General features: G+C 56.4%; 17 protein-coding genes and 2 tRNA genes. All 19 read left to right on the forward strand.

All coding sequences use genetic code 11. From position 1 onward, the window contains the following. The first annotated feature begins 76 nt into the window (after nt 1–76). The 19 genes from prfB to GCWU000341_RS04915 all read left to right on the forward strand — a co-directional run bounded on the left by prfB (nt 77) and on the right by GCWU000341_RS04915 (nt 17,230). On the forward strand, nt 77–1,213 hold the full coding sequence (gene prfB / locus GCWU000341_RS04830; protein ID WP_009214671.1) for a peptide chain release factor 2: 1,137 nt from the start codon (nt 77–79) through the stop codon (nt 1,211–1,213). Nucleotides 1,214–1,297: 84 nt separating this feature from the next. Further along, the gene (locus GCWU000341_RS04835; RefSeq protein WP_009214672.1) at nt 1,298–2,551 is read left to right on the forward strand and encodes a homoserine dehydrogenase; all 1,254 of its coding nucleotides are present in this window, start codon (nt 1,298–1,300) and stop codon (nt 2,549–2,551) included. Then, complete coding sequence (gene tsaE, locus GCWU000341_RS04840) at nt 2,541–2,975, forward strand: tRNA (adenosine(37)-N6)-threonylcarbamoyltransferase complex ATPase subunit type 1 TsaE (protein WP_009214673.1); 435 nt, start codon at nt 2,541–2,543, stop codon at nt 2,973–2,975. The genes GCWU000341_RS04835 and tsaE overlap by 11 nt, the downstream gene beginning before the upstream one ends. Beyond that, nucleotides 2,969–3,748: a tRNA (adenosine(37)-N6)-threonylcarbamoyltransferase complex dimerization subunit type 1 TsaB gene (gene tsaB / locus GCWU000341_RS04845; RefSeq protein ID WP_009214674.1), complete on the forward strand. Its 780-nt coding sequence runs from the start codon at nt 2,969–2,971 to the stop codon at nt 3,746–3,748. Before tsaE ends, tsaB begins: the two co-directional genes overlap by 7 nt. Further along, on the forward strand, nt 3,745–4,188 hold the full coding sequence (rimI, locus tag GCWU000341_RS04850; protein WP_009214675.1) for a ribosomal protein S18-alanine N-acetyltransferase: 444 nt from the start codon (nt 3,745–3,747) through the stop codon (nt 4,186–4,188). Before tsaB ends, rimI begins: the two co-directional genes overlap by 4 nt. A 7-nt stretch (nt 4,189–4,195) precedes the next feature. After that, on the forward strand, nt 4,196–5,155 hold the full coding sequence (locus GCWU000341_RS04855; RefSeq protein WP_009214676.1) for a ribonuclease Z: 960 nt from the start codon (nt 4,196–4,198) through the stop codon (nt 5,153–5,155). Next, nucleotides 5,118–6,182, forward strand: coding sequence for a tRNA (adenosine(37)-N6)-threonylcarbamoyltransferase complex transferase subunit TsaD (gene tsaD / locus GCWU000341_RS04860; RefSeq protein WP_009214677.1), 1,065 nt, complete (start codon nt 5,118–5,120; stop codon nt 6,180–6,182). The genes GCWU000341_RS04855 and tsaD overlap by 38 nt, the downstream gene beginning before the upstream one ends. Then, nucleotides 6,179–6,946 (forward strand): 2-C-methyl-D-erythritol 4-phosphate cytidylyltransferase, encoded by a 768-nt coding sequence (gene ispD, locus GCWU000341_RS04865; RefSeq protein WP_009214678.1) that lies wholly within the window; start codon nt 6,179–6,181, stop codon nt 6,944–6,946. Before tsaD ends, ispD begins: the two co-directional genes overlap by 4 nt. Before the next feature lie 20 nt (nt 6,947–6,966). Next, nucleotides 6,967–7,052 (forward strand) — tRNA-Ser (locus GCWU000341_RS04870). 77 nt (nt 7,053–7,129) lie between these two features. Then, nucleotides 7,130–8,323: a galactokinase gene (locus tag GCWU000341_RS04875; RefSeq protein WP_009214679.1), complete on the forward strand. Its 1,194-nt coding sequence runs from the start codon at nt 7,130–7,132 to the stop codon at nt 8,321–8,323. A 10-nt stretch (nt 8,324–8,333) separates the two neighbouring features. Continuing rightward, nucleotides 8,334–10,751, forward strand: coding sequence for an ABC transporter permease (locus tag GCWU000341_RS04880; RefSeq protein ID WP_009214680.1), 2,418 nt, complete (start codon nt 8,334–8,336; stop codon nt 10,749–10,751). A gap of 282 nt (nt 10,752–11,033) precedes the next feature. Then, nucleotides 11,034–11,585, forward strand: coding sequence for a C-GCAxxG-C-C family protein (locus GCWU000341_RS04885; RefSeq protein ID WP_009214681.1), 552 nt, complete (start codon nt 11,034–11,036; stop codon nt 11,583–11,585). Nucleotides 11,586–11,588: 3 nt separating this feature from the next. Then, the gene (locus GCWU000341_RS04890) at nt 11,589–12,509 is read left to right on the forward strand and encodes a TDT family transporter (RefSeq protein WP_009214682.1); all 921 of its coding nucleotides are present in this window, start codon (nt 11,589–11,591) and stop codon (nt 12,507–12,509) included. Nucleotides 12,510–12,702: 193 nt separating this feature from the next. After that, nucleotides 12,703–13,293, forward strand: coding sequence for a sulfurtransferase-like selenium metabolism protein YedF (yedF, locus tag GCWU000341_RS04895; protein ID WP_009214684.1), 591 nt, complete (start codon nt 12,703–12,705; stop codon nt 13,291–13,293). Further along, a complete protein-coding gene (locus GCWU000341_RS04900; RefSeq protein ID WP_009214685.1) occupies nt 13,294–13,530 on the forward strand; it encodes a DUF3343 domain-containing protein in 237 nt (78 codons plus the stop codon). Between the two features lie 92 nt (nt 13,531–13,622). Then, nucleotides 13,623–13,719 (forward strand) — tRNA-Sec (locus GCWU000341_RS13465). Between the two features lie 180 nt (nt 13,720–13,899). Next, complete coding sequence (locus GCWU000341_RS04905) at nt 13,900–15,141, forward strand: glycosyltransferase family 4 protein (protein WP_009214687.1); 1,242 nt, start codon at nt 13,900–13,902, stop codon at nt 15,139–15,141. A gap of 216 nt (nt 15,142–15,357) precedes the next feature. Further along, on the forward strand, nt 15,358–15,759 hold the full coding sequence (locus GCWU000341_RS04910; RefSeq protein WP_040653458.1) for a GrdX family protein: 402 nt from the start codon (nt 15,358–15,360) through the stop codon (nt 15,757–15,759). 190 nt (nt 15,760–15,949) lie between these two features. Beyond that, on the forward strand, nt 15,950–17,230 hold the full coding sequence (locus GCWU000341_RS04915) for a glycine/sarcosine/betaine reductase component B subunit (protein ID WP_009214690.1): 1,281 nt from the start codon (nt 15,950–15,952) through the stop codon (nt 17,228–17,230). The last annotated feature ends 10 nt before the right edge of the window (nt 17,231–17,240 follow it).

A 17,240-nucleotide genomic window follows, 5' to 3' on the forward strand; every position in this document is an offset into this window, starting at 1 on the left:
GCTGAGAAGATAAAGGATGGGGGCGGATTATTAGAATTCAGTCAGGCTCAGCGCTTCAGATTAAAGGAGAGAACGGATGATAGAGTTTGATCAGTTCAAATATGAACTCAGCACCAAGGCAGAGCCTCTGGAGCATCTGGGCGCTTCGCTGGATCTGGAGAATAAGAGGAAGAGAATTCTCGAGCTGGACCGGATGATGGAGGAGCCGGATTTTTGGACGGACCCCGAGAGGGCGAACCGCCTCTCCACGGAAAATCATCATCTGAAAAACGAGCTTGAGAGCTATCAGAGTCTGAAGCAAAGCTATGACGACATCGGAGCTCTCATCGAGATGGGCGTCGAGGAGGGAGATGAGTCCGTTATCCCGGAGATCCGGGAGCTCCTCTCGGAGTTTTCGGAGAAGCTCGACAGCATGAGCACGCAACTTCTCCTCTCCGGGGAATACGATGCCATGAATGCGATCCTCCGCTTAAACGCCGGAGCGGGCGGTACGGAGGCGAATGACTGGGCAGGGATGCTCTACCGCATGTATACCCGCTGGGCGGAGAGAAGGGGCTTTGGCATAAAGATTCTGGATTATCTGGAGGGAGAGGAGGCGGGAATCAAGTCCGTCACGATGGAGATCGACGGGGACTACGCCTACGGCTATCTTCGCTCGGAGTCCGGGATTCACCGTCTGGTCCGGATCTCACCCTTCAATGCACAGGGGAAGCGCCAGACCTCCTTTGTGTCCTGCGATGTCATGCCGGATATCGAGACGGATATCGATGTGGATATCCGGGAGGAGGACATCAAGATGGAGGTCTTCCGCTCCTCCGGAGCCGGGGGACAGCATATCAACAAGACCTCCTCCGCGGTGCGCCTGATTCACATTCCCACCGGCTTTGTCGTGGCCTGCCAGGAGGAGCGCTCCCAGCTTCAGAACCGCCAGAAGGCCATGCAGATGCTGAAGGCGAAGCTCTACATCAAGGAGAAGGAAGAGCAGGAGGCGAAGCTCGCCGGGATCCGGGGAGAGGTGAAGGACAACGGCTGGGGCTCTCAGATCCGCTCCTATGTCCTCCAGCCCTACCGCATGGTAAAGGATCTCCGCACCGGGGAGGAGACGGGGAACACGGATGCGGTGCTGGACGGGGATATTGACCGCTTTATCACGGCATATCTTAAGTGGGTGCAGCTCGGAAGACCGGATCGGAAGGTACAGGGCGGCGATTGATTTTTCTTCTCTTTTGGGGAGCGGGAGGCCGCAGGATGCGGCCTTCTCCGGAGAGAAGGGGTCGGAGAGAAAAGGGGGAATGCCATGAAGCTTGCGATCATGGGCTATGGGGTGATCGGTTCCGGTGTCGCGGAGGTACTCAAGATCAACCAGGATCAGATCATGAAGAAGGTGGGGGAGCCCATCGAGCTGAAGTATATCTTGGATCAGAAGAAGACCCTCCCGGAGAACGGAGAATGTCTGATTCACGACTTCTCCGTGATCGAGAAGGATCCGGAGGTCGCGCTCGTCGTGGAAACGATGGGGGGCATTCACCCTGCCTATGAATATATCAAGAGCTGTCTCGAGAAGGGAAAGCATGTCATCTCTTCGAATAAGGCCGTGGTGGATGCCTGCGGCTCCAAGCTGATCCGCACCGCGAGAGAGCACGACTGCAATTTCTACTTTGAGGCCTCCGTCGGAGGGGGGATCCCGGTGATCCGGACTCTCTACCATAACTATGCGGGGGAGGAGGTCACGGAGATCACGGGCATCCTGAACGGCACGACGAATTTCATCCTGAGCCAGATGAAGAAAAAGGGGGCAGGCTTTTCGGAGACGCTCCGGGAGGCCCAGCAGCTCGGCTATGCGGAGAGGGATCCCTCTGCCGATGTAGACGGCTTCGATACCTCGAGAAAGACCGCGATTCTTCTCTCCATGACCTCCGGGAACCGCTGCCGCCACGAGGATATCTACACGGAGGGGATCCGGAATGTCTCCGCGATCGATTTTGAATATGCGGAGAAGCTCGGCATGAATATCCGCCTGCTCGGCTCTGTTCAGGCGGTGGAGGACAGGTATTTCGCCTATGTCGCACCTCTGATGATCGGGAGCTCGGACCCGCTCTATCCGGTGGACGGGGTCTTTAACGGAATCCGCATCGTCGGAAACTGTCTGGGGACTACCATGCTCTACGGCATGGGGGCGGGAAAGCTCCCGACGGCCTCTGCGGTCGTCTCCGACATCATCGCGGCGGTCCGGCACAGAGGGCATTTCCAGGGTATAGGCTGGTCCGAAAAGATGATAGAGATCGAGCCCATGGGGAGCAATGCCTTTCGCTATCTCGCCCGGATCGAGGGCACGCCGGAGGGACTCGAGGAAGCGCTGAGGGAGGCCTTTTTGGAGGAGGAGACAGCCTTTCGGCCGATCCGTCTGAACGGTCGGAGCGATGAGTTTGCCGTCCTGACGGATATCCTTTTTGAGGAGGATTTCCTCGCGAATCTGAAGGATTTCGAGGAGAAGACCGGGAGGAGGATCTTTCATTTTATCCGGGTGAAGTGCGGAGATCATGAGATTTGAAAGCCATAGTCCGGAGGAGACCTTCTCCTTCGGAGAGAGGATCGGAAGAGAGGCCAGCCCCGGCTCCGTCTACTGCTTAAGCGGAGAGCTGGGAGTCGGAAAGACCGTTTTTGCGAAGGGCTTTTCCCGGGGCCTCGGCGTCACGGAAACGGTAAGCTCTCCGAGCTTTCCCATCCTGAAAAGCTATGAGGGCCGACTTAGGCTCTATCATTTTGATGTCTATCGGATCGGGGATCCCTCCGAGATGGAGGAGATCGGCTATGAGGACTGCTTCTACGGCGGAGAGGGCGTGAGCCTTGTGGAATGGCCGGAGCGGATCAGAGAGCTCCTGCCGGAGGACGCGGTCCTTGTCCGGATCGAGAAGGACCTTCAGAAGGGACTCGATTACCGTCTCATCACTGTGGGAGGGAGAGAGGAATGCTGACGCTTGGGATAGAGGCCTCCGGAAGGAGTGCGGGGGCGGCGCTTTTGCGGGATGGAAGGCTTCTCTCGGAATACAGTCTGAATGTGGGGCTCACGCACTCGGAGACGCTTCTTCCCCTGATCGAAGCGCTCCTGAAGGCGAGCGGGGTGAGCCTGTCCGATCTCGACCTGATCGCGGTCAGCGCGGGGCCGGGATCCTTTACCGGGCTTCGGATCGGCGCTGCGACCGCAAAGGGTCTGGCGCTTCCGGGCGGGATTCCCCTCCTTCCGGTCAGCACTCTGGAAGGGCTGATGCAAAATGTCTCTGAATTTCCGGGCTATGTCCACCCGATCCTGGACGCTCGGAGATCCCAGGTCTATACGGCGAGCTATCTTCACGGAGAGAAGGTACTGCCGGAGGAGGCAGTCTCCATAGAGAGTCTTCTCAAGAAGATCCGCAGCTTTCCGGGGAAGCAGCTTTTCCTGGGAGACGGTGTCTTCCCCTACCGAGAGCTTCTGTCGGAATGCCTGGGGGAAAAGCTCGTCCTCGCTTCTCCCGCAAATCTTTTGCAGCGGGCCTCCTCTATCGCCATTCTCGGAGAGAGGAACTTTTCTCTCGCAAAGAGCGCGGAGAAATTCCGGCTTCACTATGTGAGGAAGCCGCAGGCGGAGCGGGAGAGAGAGGCGAAGGGACTCAGGGATTACGATCTTCTGGGAGAAAAGAGAGGAGGAGAGACAAAGGATCGGCTTCTCCCCAGGAATTATCCGATCGACAGCGGAGGGTATGAAAATTGATTTTTGAGATGAGAGCTTCCGATCTTTCGGAGATCCTGGACATGGAGAGACAGTATTTTGGGAGGATGGCCTGGAATCCTTCGGACTTCACCTCCGCCCTGGACAACGCCTATGACCTTCCGCTTGTGTTTCGGGAGGAGGGCAGGACGATCGCCTATTCCGTCCTCCGGATCCTGGGGCCTGAGGCGGAGATCGAGAATCTCTGCGTGCTGGAATCGGCCCGGAGGAGGGGGATCGGGGCCATGCTTTTGGATCAGATGCTGGCCCTTTCTCTGGAGAGAGGCGTCTCCTCTGTCTATCTTGAGGTGCGGGAGGGGAACCTTCCGGCGAGAAAGCTCTATGAGGGGAGAGGATTCCTCCGGGAGAGAGTCCGCAGGGATTATTATCGATATCCGAGTGAGGACGGGATCGTGATGCGGAAAGAGCTGAAGAAAGGATAGGGGGAAAATGCTGGATCTTTGCTTACTCGGCACCGGGGGAATGATGCCCCTCCCCAATCGATGGCTCACGAGCCTCATGCTCCGCTGCAGCGGCTCAAGCCTCCTTCTGGACTGCGGAGAGGGCACGCAGATCGCGATGCGGGAGAAGGGCTGGTCCCCGAATCCGATCGACCTCATCCTCTTTACCCACTATCATGCGGATCATATATCGGGCCTTCCCGGCATGCTCTTAAGCATGGGAAATGCGGAGAGAAAGAAGGAGCTTCATATCATCGGACCGAAGGGACTTAGGAGAGTGGTGGACGGTCTTCGCGTCATCGCGCCCGAGCTCCCCTTTCCCATCCTTCTTCATGAGCTCACGGAGGAGCGTCCCCGGCTCCCCGAGGAGCTCACCGCTCCCTTTCAGGTGCAGGCCTTCCGCGTAAATCATGGGATCAGCTGCTATGGCTACCGGATCAGCATCCCGCGCCTTGGGAAGTTCGACGCGGAGAGGGCAAGGGCGGAGGGGATTCCGCTTTGCTACTGGAACCGGCTTCAGCACGGGGAGGAGATCCGGGACAGGGACCGCATCTACCGCCCCGAGATGGTCATGGGAAAGGAAAGACGGGGGATTTCCGTCGTATACTGTACGGATACCAGGCCGGTTCCGATCATCGCGGAGATGGCGAAGGATGCGGATCTCTTCATCTGCGAGGGGATGTACGGCACGGAGGACAAAACGGACAACGCGCGCCGCTATAAGCATATGACGATGCGGGAAGCGGCGATGCTTGCCGCGGAAGCAGGGCCGAGGGAGCTCTGGTTCACGCATTATTCGCCATCGGAGCTTCGGCCGGAGCAGTACCGGGATGAGATCCGAAAGATCTTCCCGGCGAAATTCGCGAGAGACGGCTGGTCCAGAGATCTGAACTTCGAAGAGGAAGGGGAAGATGGGGGAGAAGAGAGAGATCCGGATACTGGGGATTGAGACGAGCTGTGATGAGACGGCGGCCGCGGTCACGAAAAACGGCAGGGAGGTCCTCTCCAATGTGATCTCCTCCCAGATCGCGGTGCACACAGAGTACGGCGGCGTCGTCCCGGAGATCGCATCGAGAAAGCATCTGGAGAAGATCGATGAGGTTATAGAGCTTTCGCTCTCGGAGGCCGGGCTGGATTTCTCCTCTCTGGACGCTGTCGCCGTGACCTCCGGGCCCGGGCTTGTGGGGGCCCTTCTGGTCGGGGTCTCCGAGGCCAAGGCACTTGCCTATGCGATTGGAAAGCCCCTCGTCGCGGTCCATCATATTGCGGGACATATCGCGGCAAACTATATCGAGAATCCGGATCTAAGGCCTCCCTTTGTCTGCCTCGTCGTCTCCGGCGGTCACACAGAGCTTGTCCTGGTCCGGGACTACGGAAGCTTCGAGATCCTGGGGCAGAGCCGGGACGATGCCGCGGGGGAGGCCTTCGACAAGGTCGCCCGCGCCGTGGGCCTTGGCTATCCCGGAGGGCCCAAGGTAGACCGCGCCGCGGAGGGCGGGGATCCGGAGGCGATCCGTTTCCCCCGGGGGGAGGTCTCTGGGAATCCCTACGATTTCAGCTTCTCGGGACTTAAATCCGCAGTTCTCAATTACATCAACAGGGCGAAGATGACGGGGGAGGAGATCTCTGTCCCGGATCTCTGCGCATCCTTCCAGGCCTCCGTATCGGAGGCTCTTGTCTCGCGGGCGATCCGGCTGTGCCGGGAGAGAAAGTGCGAAAGCCTTGCCATTGCCGGAGGGGTTGCCTCCAATTCCGCTCTCCGAAAGAGAGTGGAGGCGGAGTGCCTGGAAAACGGAATCCGCTTCTATCGCCCAAGTCCTGTGCTCTGCACCGATAACGCGGCGATGATCGCCTGTGCCGGCTACTATGAATATCTTTCGGGAAGGAGGGACGGCGCGTCCCTGAACGCCTGCCCGAATCTGCCGCTTGGGGCCCTATGTCCAAAGAGAGGGAGAGAGGAAGGGCAGGGAAGATGAGAGGGGCGGATGCGGTCCTTTTGATGGCCGGGAGCGGAAGCCGGATGGGAGGAAGAGAGAAAAAGCAATTTCTTCCGCTCCTTGGGAAGCCGCTTTTTTATTACAGCCTTCGCTCTCTTTTAGAGAGTCCGCGGATTGAGAGAATCTGCCTCGTGGTCTCCCGGGGCGATGAGGAGAGGACGCGGGAGCTTCTCTCCTCCCTTTTTCCTTCTCCGGGGGGGAAGGAGCTTCTTTTTTCGCCAGGCGGGGCAGAGCGCTGCCTCTCGGTCCGAAATGCTCTCCTTCGGCTTTATCCGGAGCGTTTTTTTTCGGAGGAAAATCAAACGGAGGCTCCTCTTGTACTGATCCAGGACAGCGCCCGGCCGTTCCTCAGGGAGAAATTCATCGAGGATTCTCTCCTTGCCGCGGAAAAATTTGGCGCGGCCGTCCTCTCCGTTCCGGTGAAGGACACGATCAAGAGGGCGGATCCGGAGGGTTTTGTCAGAGAGAGCCCGGACAGAAGGAGCCTTTGGCAGGTTCAGACGCCGCAGAGCTTTCGTGCGGGGGAGCTCTGCCGGGCCTATGGGAGGATGTCTCGGGAGCTCTCCCCCGAGCGGGCAAAAAGCATCACCGACGACGGGATGGTCATGGAGCTTTTCTCCTCCCTTCCCGTAAAGCTTGTGGAGGGGAGCTACCGGAATATAAAGATTACGACGGCAGAGGACCTTGAGATCGCGAAGCTCTTTTTCCACTTAGAGCTTGACGCAAAAAAACAGATCGGGTAGAATGAAGCTGTTTTATATCCGCAGGGGTATCGAAGTGGTCATAACGAGGCGGTCTTGAAAACCGTTTGTCCGAAAGGGCACGTGGGTTCGAACCCCACCCTCTGCGCGAACAGAAAGCGGGCATGTTTCGCCGTAAGACGAATCGTGCCCGTTTTTTCGGGAATCGGAACGGGAGCAAAAGCCATGGAGAAAATAAGAGAAGAACTTCTTTCAAAGTTCAAGGAGCTTTACGGGGACGAAGAGGGGATCCGCGTCTTTTTTGCGCCGGGACGGGTCAACCTGATCGGAGAACACACGGATTACAACGGGGGACATGTCTTTCCCTGCGCGCTCTCTCTCGGGACCTATGCCGCCGTGAGAGTGAGGAAAGACCAAAATATTCGTTTCTATTCCATGAATTTCCCGGACTGCGGTGTGCTGGAGACAAATATTTATGAGTTTCGCCCGGGGGAGGAGGGGGAGAACTGGAGCAGCTATCCGATGGGCGTGATCTGGGCCTTTCGGGAGAGAGGCCTTTTTCTGGAGAACGGCTTTGACATCTGCTACAGCGGGAATATCCCGAGCGGCTCGGGACTCTCCTCCAGCGCATCCATCGAGGTGCTGACGGGCTATTTACTGAGAGAGCTTTTTCATTTTCCGCTGGAGCTTTTGGATCTCGCTTTGCTGGGACAGGACGCGGAGAACCGCTATAACGGCATGAACTGCGGCATTATGGATCAGTTTGCGAGCGCCATGGGAAAAAAATATCACGCGATCTATCTGAATACAGAGGATCTCTCCTTTGAATATGCTCTTTTGGATTTTCGGGATCTCCGCCTCATCATCACCAATACCAACAAAAAGCATAAGCTTGTGGGGAGCGCCTACAATGACCGGAGGAGAGAATGCGAGGAGGCACTCAGCCGTCTGCAATGGCGCCTTCCGATCCATTCTCTCGGGGAGCTCGATGAAGAGAGCTTTGAGGAGTACCGCTTCCTCATCGGAGATCCTCTTTTGGAAAAGAGGGCGAAGCACGCGGTCTATGAGAACCTCCGGGTCATCGACGCGTATATCGCCCTGCAGCAGGATGATCTTCGGCACTTCGGGATCCTGATGAATGAATCCCATATTTCTCTGAGGGATGATTATGAGGTGAGCTGCCCGGAACTGGATCTCCTCACATCGGAGGCCTGGAAGACGCAGGGAGTCTTCGGCTCCCGGATGACCGGCGGGGGCTTCGGGGGCTGCACGGTTTCCCTCGTCCATAAGGATGCGCTCCCGGAATTCAAGAAGCGCCTGAAGAGTCAGTATCAGAAGAGCTTCGGCTATCCCTGCAGCTTTTATCAGCCGGAGGTCGGAGGCGGCCCCGCGGAGCTTCGTATCCGGCGGAAAAAATAGAGGAGAGGCAATGCGGAGCCTTCTTTGTGCGCTGTATAAGGACCTTCGGCTTTTTCACCGGGGCGGGGGATGGCTTTCTCTCCTCCTCCCCCTTTTTCTGCTTCCGCTGATGCTTCTCCTCCTTCGTCCCTCCGATTTCACTGTCCAGCCCTTTCCGGTGGCGGTAAAGGATGAGGACCGGAGCTTTATGTCCCGCTCTCTGATCGAACAGCTCCGGGAGCTCCCGCTCTTTTCGGAGATCCGTGTGATCCCGGAGGGAGAGACAGAGGAAAGGGCCTTGTCGGAAGGGGCCGCCGCGGCCGTGACAATCCCGAAGGATTTTTTCTACAGCGCCTATCGCTATCGGGGAGAGCCCGTGAAGCTCTCCCTCAATTCCTCCCGTCCCGAAGAGGCCGCGATTTTCGGAGAACTCTTCCGCTCGGTTATGGGGATCATGGAGACAGAACAGGCGGTATCCGAATCGGTCTATGCGCTTTCCTTTCCCGGACAGCTTTCCGAGGAAAAGAAAGAAGAAATGTACGAGAGCTCCTCGAAGCTTCTGCTTCGCGCTGTACTTCGGAGGGGGCTGATTTTTGATGAAAGGCCGGAGAGGAAGGAGCTCTCCCGGGCGCTTCTCATCAGGATTCTCTCCGCCGTTCTCTTTTTCCTCGCCTTTCTCCTCCCGCTCTCTATCCTAAGATCCGAAGCGGAGGAGAGGAGGATGGGGGTGCTCCCGAGATTTCTCCTATCCGGAGGGAGCCGCTCCGCCTTTTTCCTGTCGAAGCTTCTGCTCTCGCTCTTCCTCTTCCTTCCCTCCTGCCTTATACTTCTCCTTCCCCTTCACTCTCTGGGGATGCAGGAGCCCGCGCTCTTTCTTCTCTTCTCTGTCTTGGAGCTTTTTTCGTCCTTTCTCTTCCTCTCCGGGCTCACAATGCTCTTTTCGGGAGGGCGTCCGCTCCTCCTCCTTGGGAATCTTTTCCTTGCGGGAAGCCTTCTCCTCGGGGGAAGCTTTCTGGACCCTGCCTCTTTGCCTCCGCTTCTTCGGAGCCTTTCTGATTTTACGCCGCTCCGGGGAAATCTTCTCTTTTTGAGGCTCCTCTCCAAGGGATCTTCCCCCTCCCTCCTCCTTTTGAGTTCGCTCCCCCTCCTCCTTCTTTCCTTCTGCGGGATCCTTTTCCTTTTTATTTCCGCTTTCAAAAAACGCTTTTTTCCCTCCCTTTCCTTTTCTTCTATTTCCTTGCATATGGCTTCGAGGGGAGAGAAGAGCGGAGAGCCGGCCTCGGCTTTTCCGGAGGGAGAGGGGAGGATGTGCTTTTTCCGGCGTCTGACAAGGCTCTCATTCCTTCGGGCAATGGCTCTTTCCGGAAGGAGGGGAGGGATACTCCTCCTCCTGCTTTCCTCCCTCCTCCTCGGCGCTCTTCTAAGCTCCTTTCCGGGGGGAGGGGCAAAGAGAATCCGGATCGCCGCTGTGGATCTGGATCAAAGCGAAGCCTCCTCCCTCCTCCTCTCGGAGCTTTCTTCATCGGACAGCCTTTTCACCTTGGAGACCACGGAGAAGGAGGCAAGACGCCTTCTCTCCCTGGGAGAGCTGGAGGGAGTCCTTTTTATAAAAAGAGGCTATGCCGAAGGCTTAAAGGAGGGGGAAAAATCCCTTCTCCACTATGAAAGCGCTGAAAATTCCCTCTCCTCTGCCTCCGTCCGGGAGACGATCTCGGGGCTCTCGATCTCAGAGGGTATTTTGGAGAGCGCAAAGTCCAGGGCAGAGGGACTCCTGGGGAGAGAGCTCCGAAAGGAGGAGGAGAAGGCGCTTTCCCTTTCAATAAGAAAAAGAAGAGAGGAAAAGAGACTTTATTTTGAATCAGAGCAGAAGGGACAATCCGGGGAGGAGCTCCTTATGCCGGGGAGAGAGGGCTTTCTCGCCCTCTACCTCCTGCTCCTTTCCTTCAGCATTTCGGGAGGTCTTTTCGAAGGAGGAGGGAGAGCTTCGGAGAGACGGATGAGAAGCATGGAGAGGGGAGTGGAGCTGGACCTTCTTTCCGCTTTTTTCGGGATCCTTTTCCTCCTCACAATCTCTTTTCTCCCCTTCCTCCCTTTCTGCCGGATCGGAATTCGGGGGACGGCGCTTCTTTTCCTCTACAGCGCCTCTCTTTCCTCCCTCCTCCTGCTTCTCTCCTCCTTCCTCCGCACAGAGAGAGGAGCGGAGGGAAATGCCGCGCTTCTCTCACTTCTTTTTTCGCTCCTCGGGGGATGCTTCAGCGGACTTTCGCTCCTTCCTCCCCTCCTGAATGTCCCGGGCTTTCTCCTTCCTCCGGGGCTTTTCCTCCGCGCTCTCTCCGGGCGGAAGGCCGCCGTCCTCCTTCTTTTTCTCCTGAGTCTTCTCTTCCTTTTCCTGGGATATCTCGGAAAATGCCGCCCTATAGAAGATAACAATAAAAGAAATCATTTATAAGGCAGAGCAATTAGACAAAGCGGGGCGGCTCGGATATCATAAGCTTTGATCAAGGTAAGGGGAAGGAAGATATGAGACCGCAGCTCTGTCGCTTTGACCGCTCAGCACGGACGCTCTCCGCCCGAATTCTGCGGAAGTCGGCGTATCGGCGATTTAATCGCTGGTGCAGTGAGGGTAGCATAGACTGGCACGGCGACAGAGCTGCGGAGATCTTATGTCTTCCTGCCGGATGAGCATGGGGGCTTATCAGGAAACAGCTTATCGTTTGACAGGAGGTTGATTATGGAGTCTATCATTACTTATCATGCGACGGAGGTCAGTCCGAAGGCAGTGCAGAAGAGAGCCGAGGAGCTTTACGCTGGGGGCTATTTTTGTTGTGAGGCAGCGGTGGCCTCGATCCGCGATGCCTTTCAGGCCGATGTTCCGGATTCCGTCATTGCGATGACGTCCGGTATGTCCATCGGGGCCGGGAGATCAGGCTGTATGTGCGGCGCCCTGAACGGCAGCATACTTGCGCTCTCCATGTTTTTCGGGAGAACGACCGCGGACGGTCCGAAGGATCCGAAGGTCAACGCGCTCATGGCGCTCTCTCATGAGCTTCACGATTGGTTTAGGGAAGCGAACGCAAAGCATGCGGCCTGCTGCCGCGTTTTGACAAGAGGCTTCGATATGTCGGGAGGAGAGCACAAGAAGCAGTGCATCGCCTTCACGGGTCTTTGCGCCGGAAAGGCCGCGGAGATCCTCTGCCGGGAGCTCGGCGTGAAAAATATCGATCCGGAACCGATAAAGGGACTGGAAAAGCCCTATCTTCCCCCGAAAAAGGAGGCAGTCTGATCTATGGAATACATCAAAAGGGTCCCGGTAGCGCTCTCCGGCGTGATGCTCGGAACGCTTGCGCTCGGCAATCTTCTCCAGAGCTATTCGGAGACGATCCGGGCTGTCTGCGGCCTGATGGCGCTTTTTTTGCTCCTGCTTCTTCTTTTAAAGCTTTTGCTCTTTCCCGCCGCGGTAGGAGAGGAGCTGAAGACGGCTGTCGGCGCGGGAGTATCCGCGACCTTTCCCATGTCCTTGATGCTTTTTTCCGTCTATGGGAAGCCGTGGCTCGGAGCGGGCGCTCAGATCCTCTGGTATTTCGCTATTTTTCTCCACCTTTTGCTGATTCTCTATTTCACATGGAGATTCGTTCTTCATTTTGAATGGAAGAATGTTTTCACGGTCTGGTATATTGTCTATGTCGGAATCGTCGTCTCCTCCCTCACGGCTCCGGCCTATGAGAGAACGGATATCGGGAGCGCGGCCTTCTGGTTTGGTTTTGTGACGCTTTTGATCCTCCTTGTGCTGGTGAGCATCCGCTACCGGAGATTTCCCGATCTCCCGGAGCCGGCGCGGCCTCTGCTTATGATTTACGCCGCTCCCACAGCGCTCTGTACGGCGGGCTATATCCAGTCTGTCACGCCAAAGAGCGCGGCCTTTGTCACGGCGCTCTGCCTTTTCTCCAATCTGATCTATCTCTTCGCCCTCTCAAAGGTAGTCTCTTATCTGAAGCTCCCGTTCTATCCGAGCTATGCGGCCTTCACCTTCCCCTTTGCCATTACGGCGATCGCGTCAAAGCAGAGCATGAACTGTCTCGCAAAGCTTGGGAGCCCGCTTCCGGCCCTGCAGCCGGTGGTTCTTGTGGAGACCGCGATCGCGCTCTGCCTCCTGCTCTATAGCTACATCCGCTTCCTGCTCTTTATCTTCGGAGCGAAGAAGAGTTAAAAGGGAGGAGTATTCCGGCTTTATTAAATGAGAGAAGCCGCACTGCCCCACTTTACCGGCCGGCTGCCGCCCCGGTCGGTAAAGCGGCAGTCAAGGGGAAGATGTTCTTTGCCGCTTCGGCGGAGGGAAGAGGGGCGGCGGATAAAAGCCGTCCTTTGAGACGGCAAGGCAGAAATTTGGAAGGAGATTCGAAATGGATAAGAAACTGGATTGCATGGGCATGGCCTGTCCGCTTCCCGTCGTAAACGCGAAGAAGGCGATGGAGGCCTTTGAAGAGGAGGGAATCCTCACAGTCTGTGTGGATAATGATACCGCGGTGCAGAACCTCACCCGCCTCGCAAAGCGCTATGATTACGCGGTTTCGAGCGAGAAGAAGTCCGAGCAGGAGTATGAGGTCCGGATCGAGGTGAAGCCGGGAAAGAAGAGCGATGAGGGAGAGAAGGGAAAGTGCGTTACCTCTGTCGTGATCGCCTCGGAATGCATGGGGAACGGAGACGATACGCTTGGGAAGAATCTCATAAAATCCTTCCTCTTTGCGCTGACCAATGTCGATCCTCTGCCGGACTACATCCTTTTCTATAACAGCGGTGTGCTTCTTGCGGCGGAGGGCTCTCCCGCTCTTGAGGACCTGAAAAATCTGGAAAAGGCCGGGGTCAAAATCATGAGCTGCGGCATCTGCGCGGGAAACTTTAACGTAAAGGAAAAGATCGCCGTCGGAATCATCTCCAACATGTACGATATCGTGGACACTCAGATGCATTCCGACCGCATCCTGAGGCCGTAAATGAGAAAGAAAGAGACCCGTCTGGTTTTTACCTACAAAAATACCGTCGACGCCATGATGATGGAGAAGCTCTGCCAGGAGGCCGGGGCTCCCGGGCGTCTGATTCCCGTCCCCTCCGTCGTCTCCGCGGGCTGCGGACTCTGCTGGGCCGCGGAGCCCTCGGACAGGGAGGAATTGACAGAGCTCATGAGAGAGCATGAGCTGGAGCCGGAGGGAGTCTATGAGGTTTTTTTCTGAGCCACTTATATCCATTTGCTATAAAATCCTGAATTAATAGGGAAATGTTTGACAGCTTTTATGGGCTGTGCTATAGTTATGCCTGTGTTTTTGGAGGTGGTTAGGTAACTGGTGTGCCTCCTGGTCTTCAAAACCAGTGTTGGGCGCGTGAGCGTCCTGGGTGAGTTCGATTCTCACACGCCTTCGCCAGAAAATATACAGGTCGTCCTGTTTTTATAAGCCTCCCTGATCTTTTTGTCTTGAAGGATCGGGGAGGCTTGCTTTTCTTTAGGGAGAGGGCGGCGCTTTCCGTGTTTTCCGAAGCCGCATCCTGCGCTGCAGGCGGACGGAGGGCTCAGGCCGCACTTTTCCGGGAAGACTGAGGAAGATATGAAGATATTGAGTATCAGCGCGCAGAAGCCGAGCAGCACCGGGAGCGGGATCTATCTGACAGAGCTCGTCAGGGCTTTTTCGGAGCTTGGCATGGAGCAGCTCGTCGTCGCGGGAATCTATCCCGGGGAGAAGACGATATTCCCGGAGGATGTCCGCTTTTTTCCGGTTTTCTTCAAGACCGAGCTCCTTCCCTTCCCGATCTGCGGCATGTCCGATGAGATGCCCTATGAGAGCACGCGCTACCGGGATATGACAGAGCAGATGGTGGAGCAGTTCTCCGCCGCCTTCCGATCCGTCCTCTCTGATCTTGTGGAGAGGGAAAAACCGGATCTCATCCTCTGCCACCATCTCTACCTTCTCACAGCCTTCGTCCGGGAATGGTTTCCCGGGCAAAGGATCTACGGATTTTGTCATAATACCGATCTTCGGCAGATGGAAAAGCACGGACTGAGACGGGAATGGATCCGAAGGAATATTGCTTCTCTCGACCGTGTCTTCGCCCCCCAGGAATTCCAGCTCCGGGAGGTCCAGAGAATCTATGCTCTCCCCGGGGAGAGGCTTCGGATTCTGGGAGTCGGCTACAACAGACGGATCTTCCGCCTTCCGGAGGAGAGGACAGAGCTCTCTCTGGAAAAGAGGGGAGGAGCGGCCTGGAGAGAGGGAGGGAGAGGAGGGAAAAGGCTTCTCTACGCCGGAAAGATCGCGGAGAAGAAGGGGGTAATGAGTCTTCTCCGCGCCTTAAGACTCCTGGACCCGGCGCTTTTTCCCGCTGCTTCTTTAGCGCTTTTTCTCGCGGGCTCCGCCGGAAATCAGGAGGAGTACCGGAGAATCCGGAAGCTCTCCGAGGAGCTTCCCTTTCCGGCCGTATTCCTCGGGCTGCTTGGGCAGGAGGAGCTGGCAAAGCAGTATCAAAGGGCGGATGTTTTCGTCCTCCCCTCCTTCTTTGACGCGATTCCCCTCACCCTCGTAGAGGCCCTTGCCTGCGGCGCAAAGGCTGTCGTCTCGGAGCTTCCGGGGATACGGCGCTTTTTCTCGGAAAATACGCGGGGCGCCAATATCCGCTATGTCCCGCTTCCCGGTATGAGACATGCCGATGAGGCAAATCCCGAGGAGCTCCCCGCCTTTGAGAAGAGGCTCGCGGAGGCCGTCACAGAGGCGCTTTTGGATCCCTCTGACTCTGTCCCGGATTTAAGACAGCTTTCCTGGGAGGGAATTGCGGAGAAAATCCTCGCGGACTAGGAAGAAACTGGGAATTTCATGCCAAGCTCTACGGATAAAGAGAGCGCCGATTCTCTGTTTATACTGATAGATATTCCCTATAAATAGGGAATATTATTGAAATTTAATAAAAAGAGTGATAAATTAAAACTTGTCAATGAGATGATTTGTGAAAGAACAGAAAACGTCTCAGAGATGCGCGGCTGTCCACCGAGGGCGGCGTCAAGAGGGGAGAACATGAACAGCTTTCAGATCATAACGAACAATCCTTCTCTGGAAGGAGAACTTTCCCATCGGTATCCTGAAGCCCCTATCGACGTTTCCTTTCGGAAGCTCTCTTTCCGCTCGGTGCTGACAGCCGTCAGAGATGAGATCCACGGGGGCGCGAAGCTTTTGAGTCATCCCCTGAGCGGCAGCGTCAAGCCGCTGGAGACGCCCTATAAATCGGTCCTGATCGAAAGACGGGACGGGGCGGATCTGGATCTGGACTCCTTATCCCTCATCGAAAACGCGATTCAGGCCTGCGATAAATTCATAGAGCAGGATAGGATTCATATCCCGGAGCTGCAAAAGGATTTTCAGCTGGTCGACCGGAGCCTTATCCTGACGGCCGTCGACTCTTTGCTCTCCGACTTCTAAAAGCTTCTGCGCGGGGTTCGCAAGAACCCACGTTTTTTGCGCGTAAAGAGAGGGATTTCCACAGGGAAAGGAGGAGAAAAGAGGCCTTTCATATCGGAGGGGCTGCATTCAAAAAAGCTATCACAATCCGAGGCGGGAAAGGATCCCTCCGAAGGATTGTTAGTACAAACATAAGACAGGAGGCAGATCAGTGAAACTGGAATTAGGAAAAATTTTCATCAAGGACATCCGTTTCGCAGAGAAGACAGCGCTTCAGGACGGAGTTCTCTCCGTCTCGAAGGACGATCTCCGTGAGGTCGCTCTCAGCGAGGAGAAGATCAAGACCGTGAGCTTCGATATTGCGAAGCCGGGTGAGTCTGTGCGCATCACGCCCGTGAAGGATGTGATTGAGCCGAGGGTCAAGGTCGAGGGAAGAGGAGGAGTATTCCCCGGCGTGATCTCCGGCGTGGACACCGTGGGTTCCGGAAAGACCTACTGCCTGAAGGGAATGGCGGTTGTGACCGCCGGCCCGATCGTCGGCTTCCAGGAGGGCGTCATCGATATGAGCGGCCCGGGAGCGGACTACACCCCCTTCTCGAAGACCCTGAACCTCGTCGTGCTCTGTGAGCCGAAGGAGGGGACAGAGGCCCATGACTATGAGAGAGCGGTCCGCATGGTCGGCCTGAAGATCGCGACGCATCTTGCGGAGCTCTCAAAGGAGCTCAGCCCGGATGAGTCTCAGACCTATGAGACGCTGGATCTCCTGGAGGGCATGAAGGCCTATCCGGATCTTCCGAGAGTGGCCTATGTGCAGATGCTTCAGAGCCAGGGACTGCTGCACGACACCTATGTCTACGGTGTCGATGCGAAGAAGATTCTTCCGACGATTCTCTATCCGACCGAGGATATGGACGGGGCGATTCTCTCCGGAAACTGCGTGAGCGCCTGTGACAAGAACCCGACCTATGTCCATGAGAACAATCCGGTGATCGAGGAGCTCTTCAAGCAGCACGGAAAGACGATCAATTTCGTCGCCCATGTGATCACAAACGAGAATGTCTATCTGGCGGACAAGGAGAGATCCTCCAATCAGACCGCAAAGCTCTGCAAGATGCTCCACCTGGACGGCGTCGTCGTCTCCGAGGAGGGCTTCGGAAATCCGGATACCGATCTTATCATGAACTGCAAGAAGATCGAGGCCGAGGGCATCAAGACCGTGCTGATCACCGACGAGTACGCGGGAAGAGACGGAAAGTCCCAGTCCCTGGCCGATGCCGATAAGGCGGCGGATGCTCTCGTTACGGCGGGCAACGCGAACCAGGTCGTCGTTCTCCCGAAGCTCGACAAGCTGATCGGAACCTTGGACTACATCACCAAGATCGCGGGAGCCAACGCGGATACCCTTCGCGAGGACGGATCCCTGGAGGTTGAGCTTCAGGTTATCACCGGAGCTACCAGCGAGGTTGGCTTCAACAAGTTGAGCGCGAGATAAGGAGAGAAAA

The organism is Oribacterium sp. oral taxon 078 str. F0262 (assembly GCF_000160135.1).
Lineage (GTDB): Bacteria > Bacillota > Clostridia > Lachnospirales > Lachnospiraceae > Oribacterium.

Coding starts and splice junctions, on each gene's coding strand:
- prfB (WP_009214671.1), top strand. CDS start 77: ATGATAGAGTTTGATCAGTTCAAATATGAACTCAGCACCAAGGCAGAG.
- GCWU000341_RS04835 (WP_009214672.1), top strand. CDS start 1,298: ATGAAGCTTGCGATCATGGGCTATGGGGTGATCGGTTCCGGTGTCGCG.
- tsaE (WP_009214673.1), top strand. CDS start 2,541: ATGAGATTTGAAAGCCATAGTCCGGAGGAGACCTTCTCCTTCGGAGAG.
- tsaB (WP_009214674.1), top strand. CDS start 2,969: ATGCTGACGCTTGGGATAGAGGCCTCCGGAAGGAGTGCGGGGGCGGCG.
- GCWU000341_RS04855 (WP_009214676.1), top strand. CDS start 4,196: ATGCTGGATCTTTGCTTACTCGGCACCGGGGGAATGATGCCCCTCCCC.
- tsaD (WP_009214677.1), top strand. CDS start 5,118: ATGGGGGAGAAGAGAGAGATCCGGATACTGGGGATTGAGACGAGCTGT.
- ispD (WP_009214678.1), top strand. CDS start 6,179: ATGAGAGGGGCGGATGCGGTCCTTTTGATGGCCGGGAGCGGAAGCCGG.
- GCWU000341_RS04875 (WP_009214679.1), top strand. CDS start 7,130: ATGGAGAAAATAAGAGAAGAACTTCTTTCAAAGTTCAAGGAGCTTTAC.
- GCWU000341_RS04880 (WP_009214680.1), top strand. CDS start 8,334: ATGCGGAGCCTTCTTTGTGCGCTGTATAAGGACCTTCGGCTTTTTCAC.
- GCWU000341_RS04885 (WP_009214681.1), top strand. CDS start 11,034: ATGGAGTCTATCATTACTTATCATGCGACGGAGGTCAGTCCGAAGGCA.
- GCWU000341_RS04890 (WP_009214682.1), top strand. CDS start 11,589: ATGGAATACATCAAAAGGGTCCCGGTAGCGCTCTCCGGCGTGATGCTC.
- yedF (WP_009214684.1), top strand. CDS start 12,703: ATGGATAAGAAACTGGATTGCATGGGCATGGCCTGTCCGCTTCCCGTC.
- GCWU000341_RS04900 (WP_009214685.1), top strand. CDS start 13,294: ATGAGAAAGAAAGAGACCCGTCTGGTTTTTACCTACAAAAATACCGTC.
- GCWU000341_RS04905 (WP_009214687.1), top strand. CDS start 13,900: ATGAAGATATTGAGTATCAGCGCGCAGAAGCCGAGCAGCACCGGGAGC.
- GCWU000341_RS04910 (WP_040653458.1), top strand. CDS start 15,358: ATGAACAGCTTTCAGATCATAACGAACAATCCTTCTCTGGAAGGAGAA.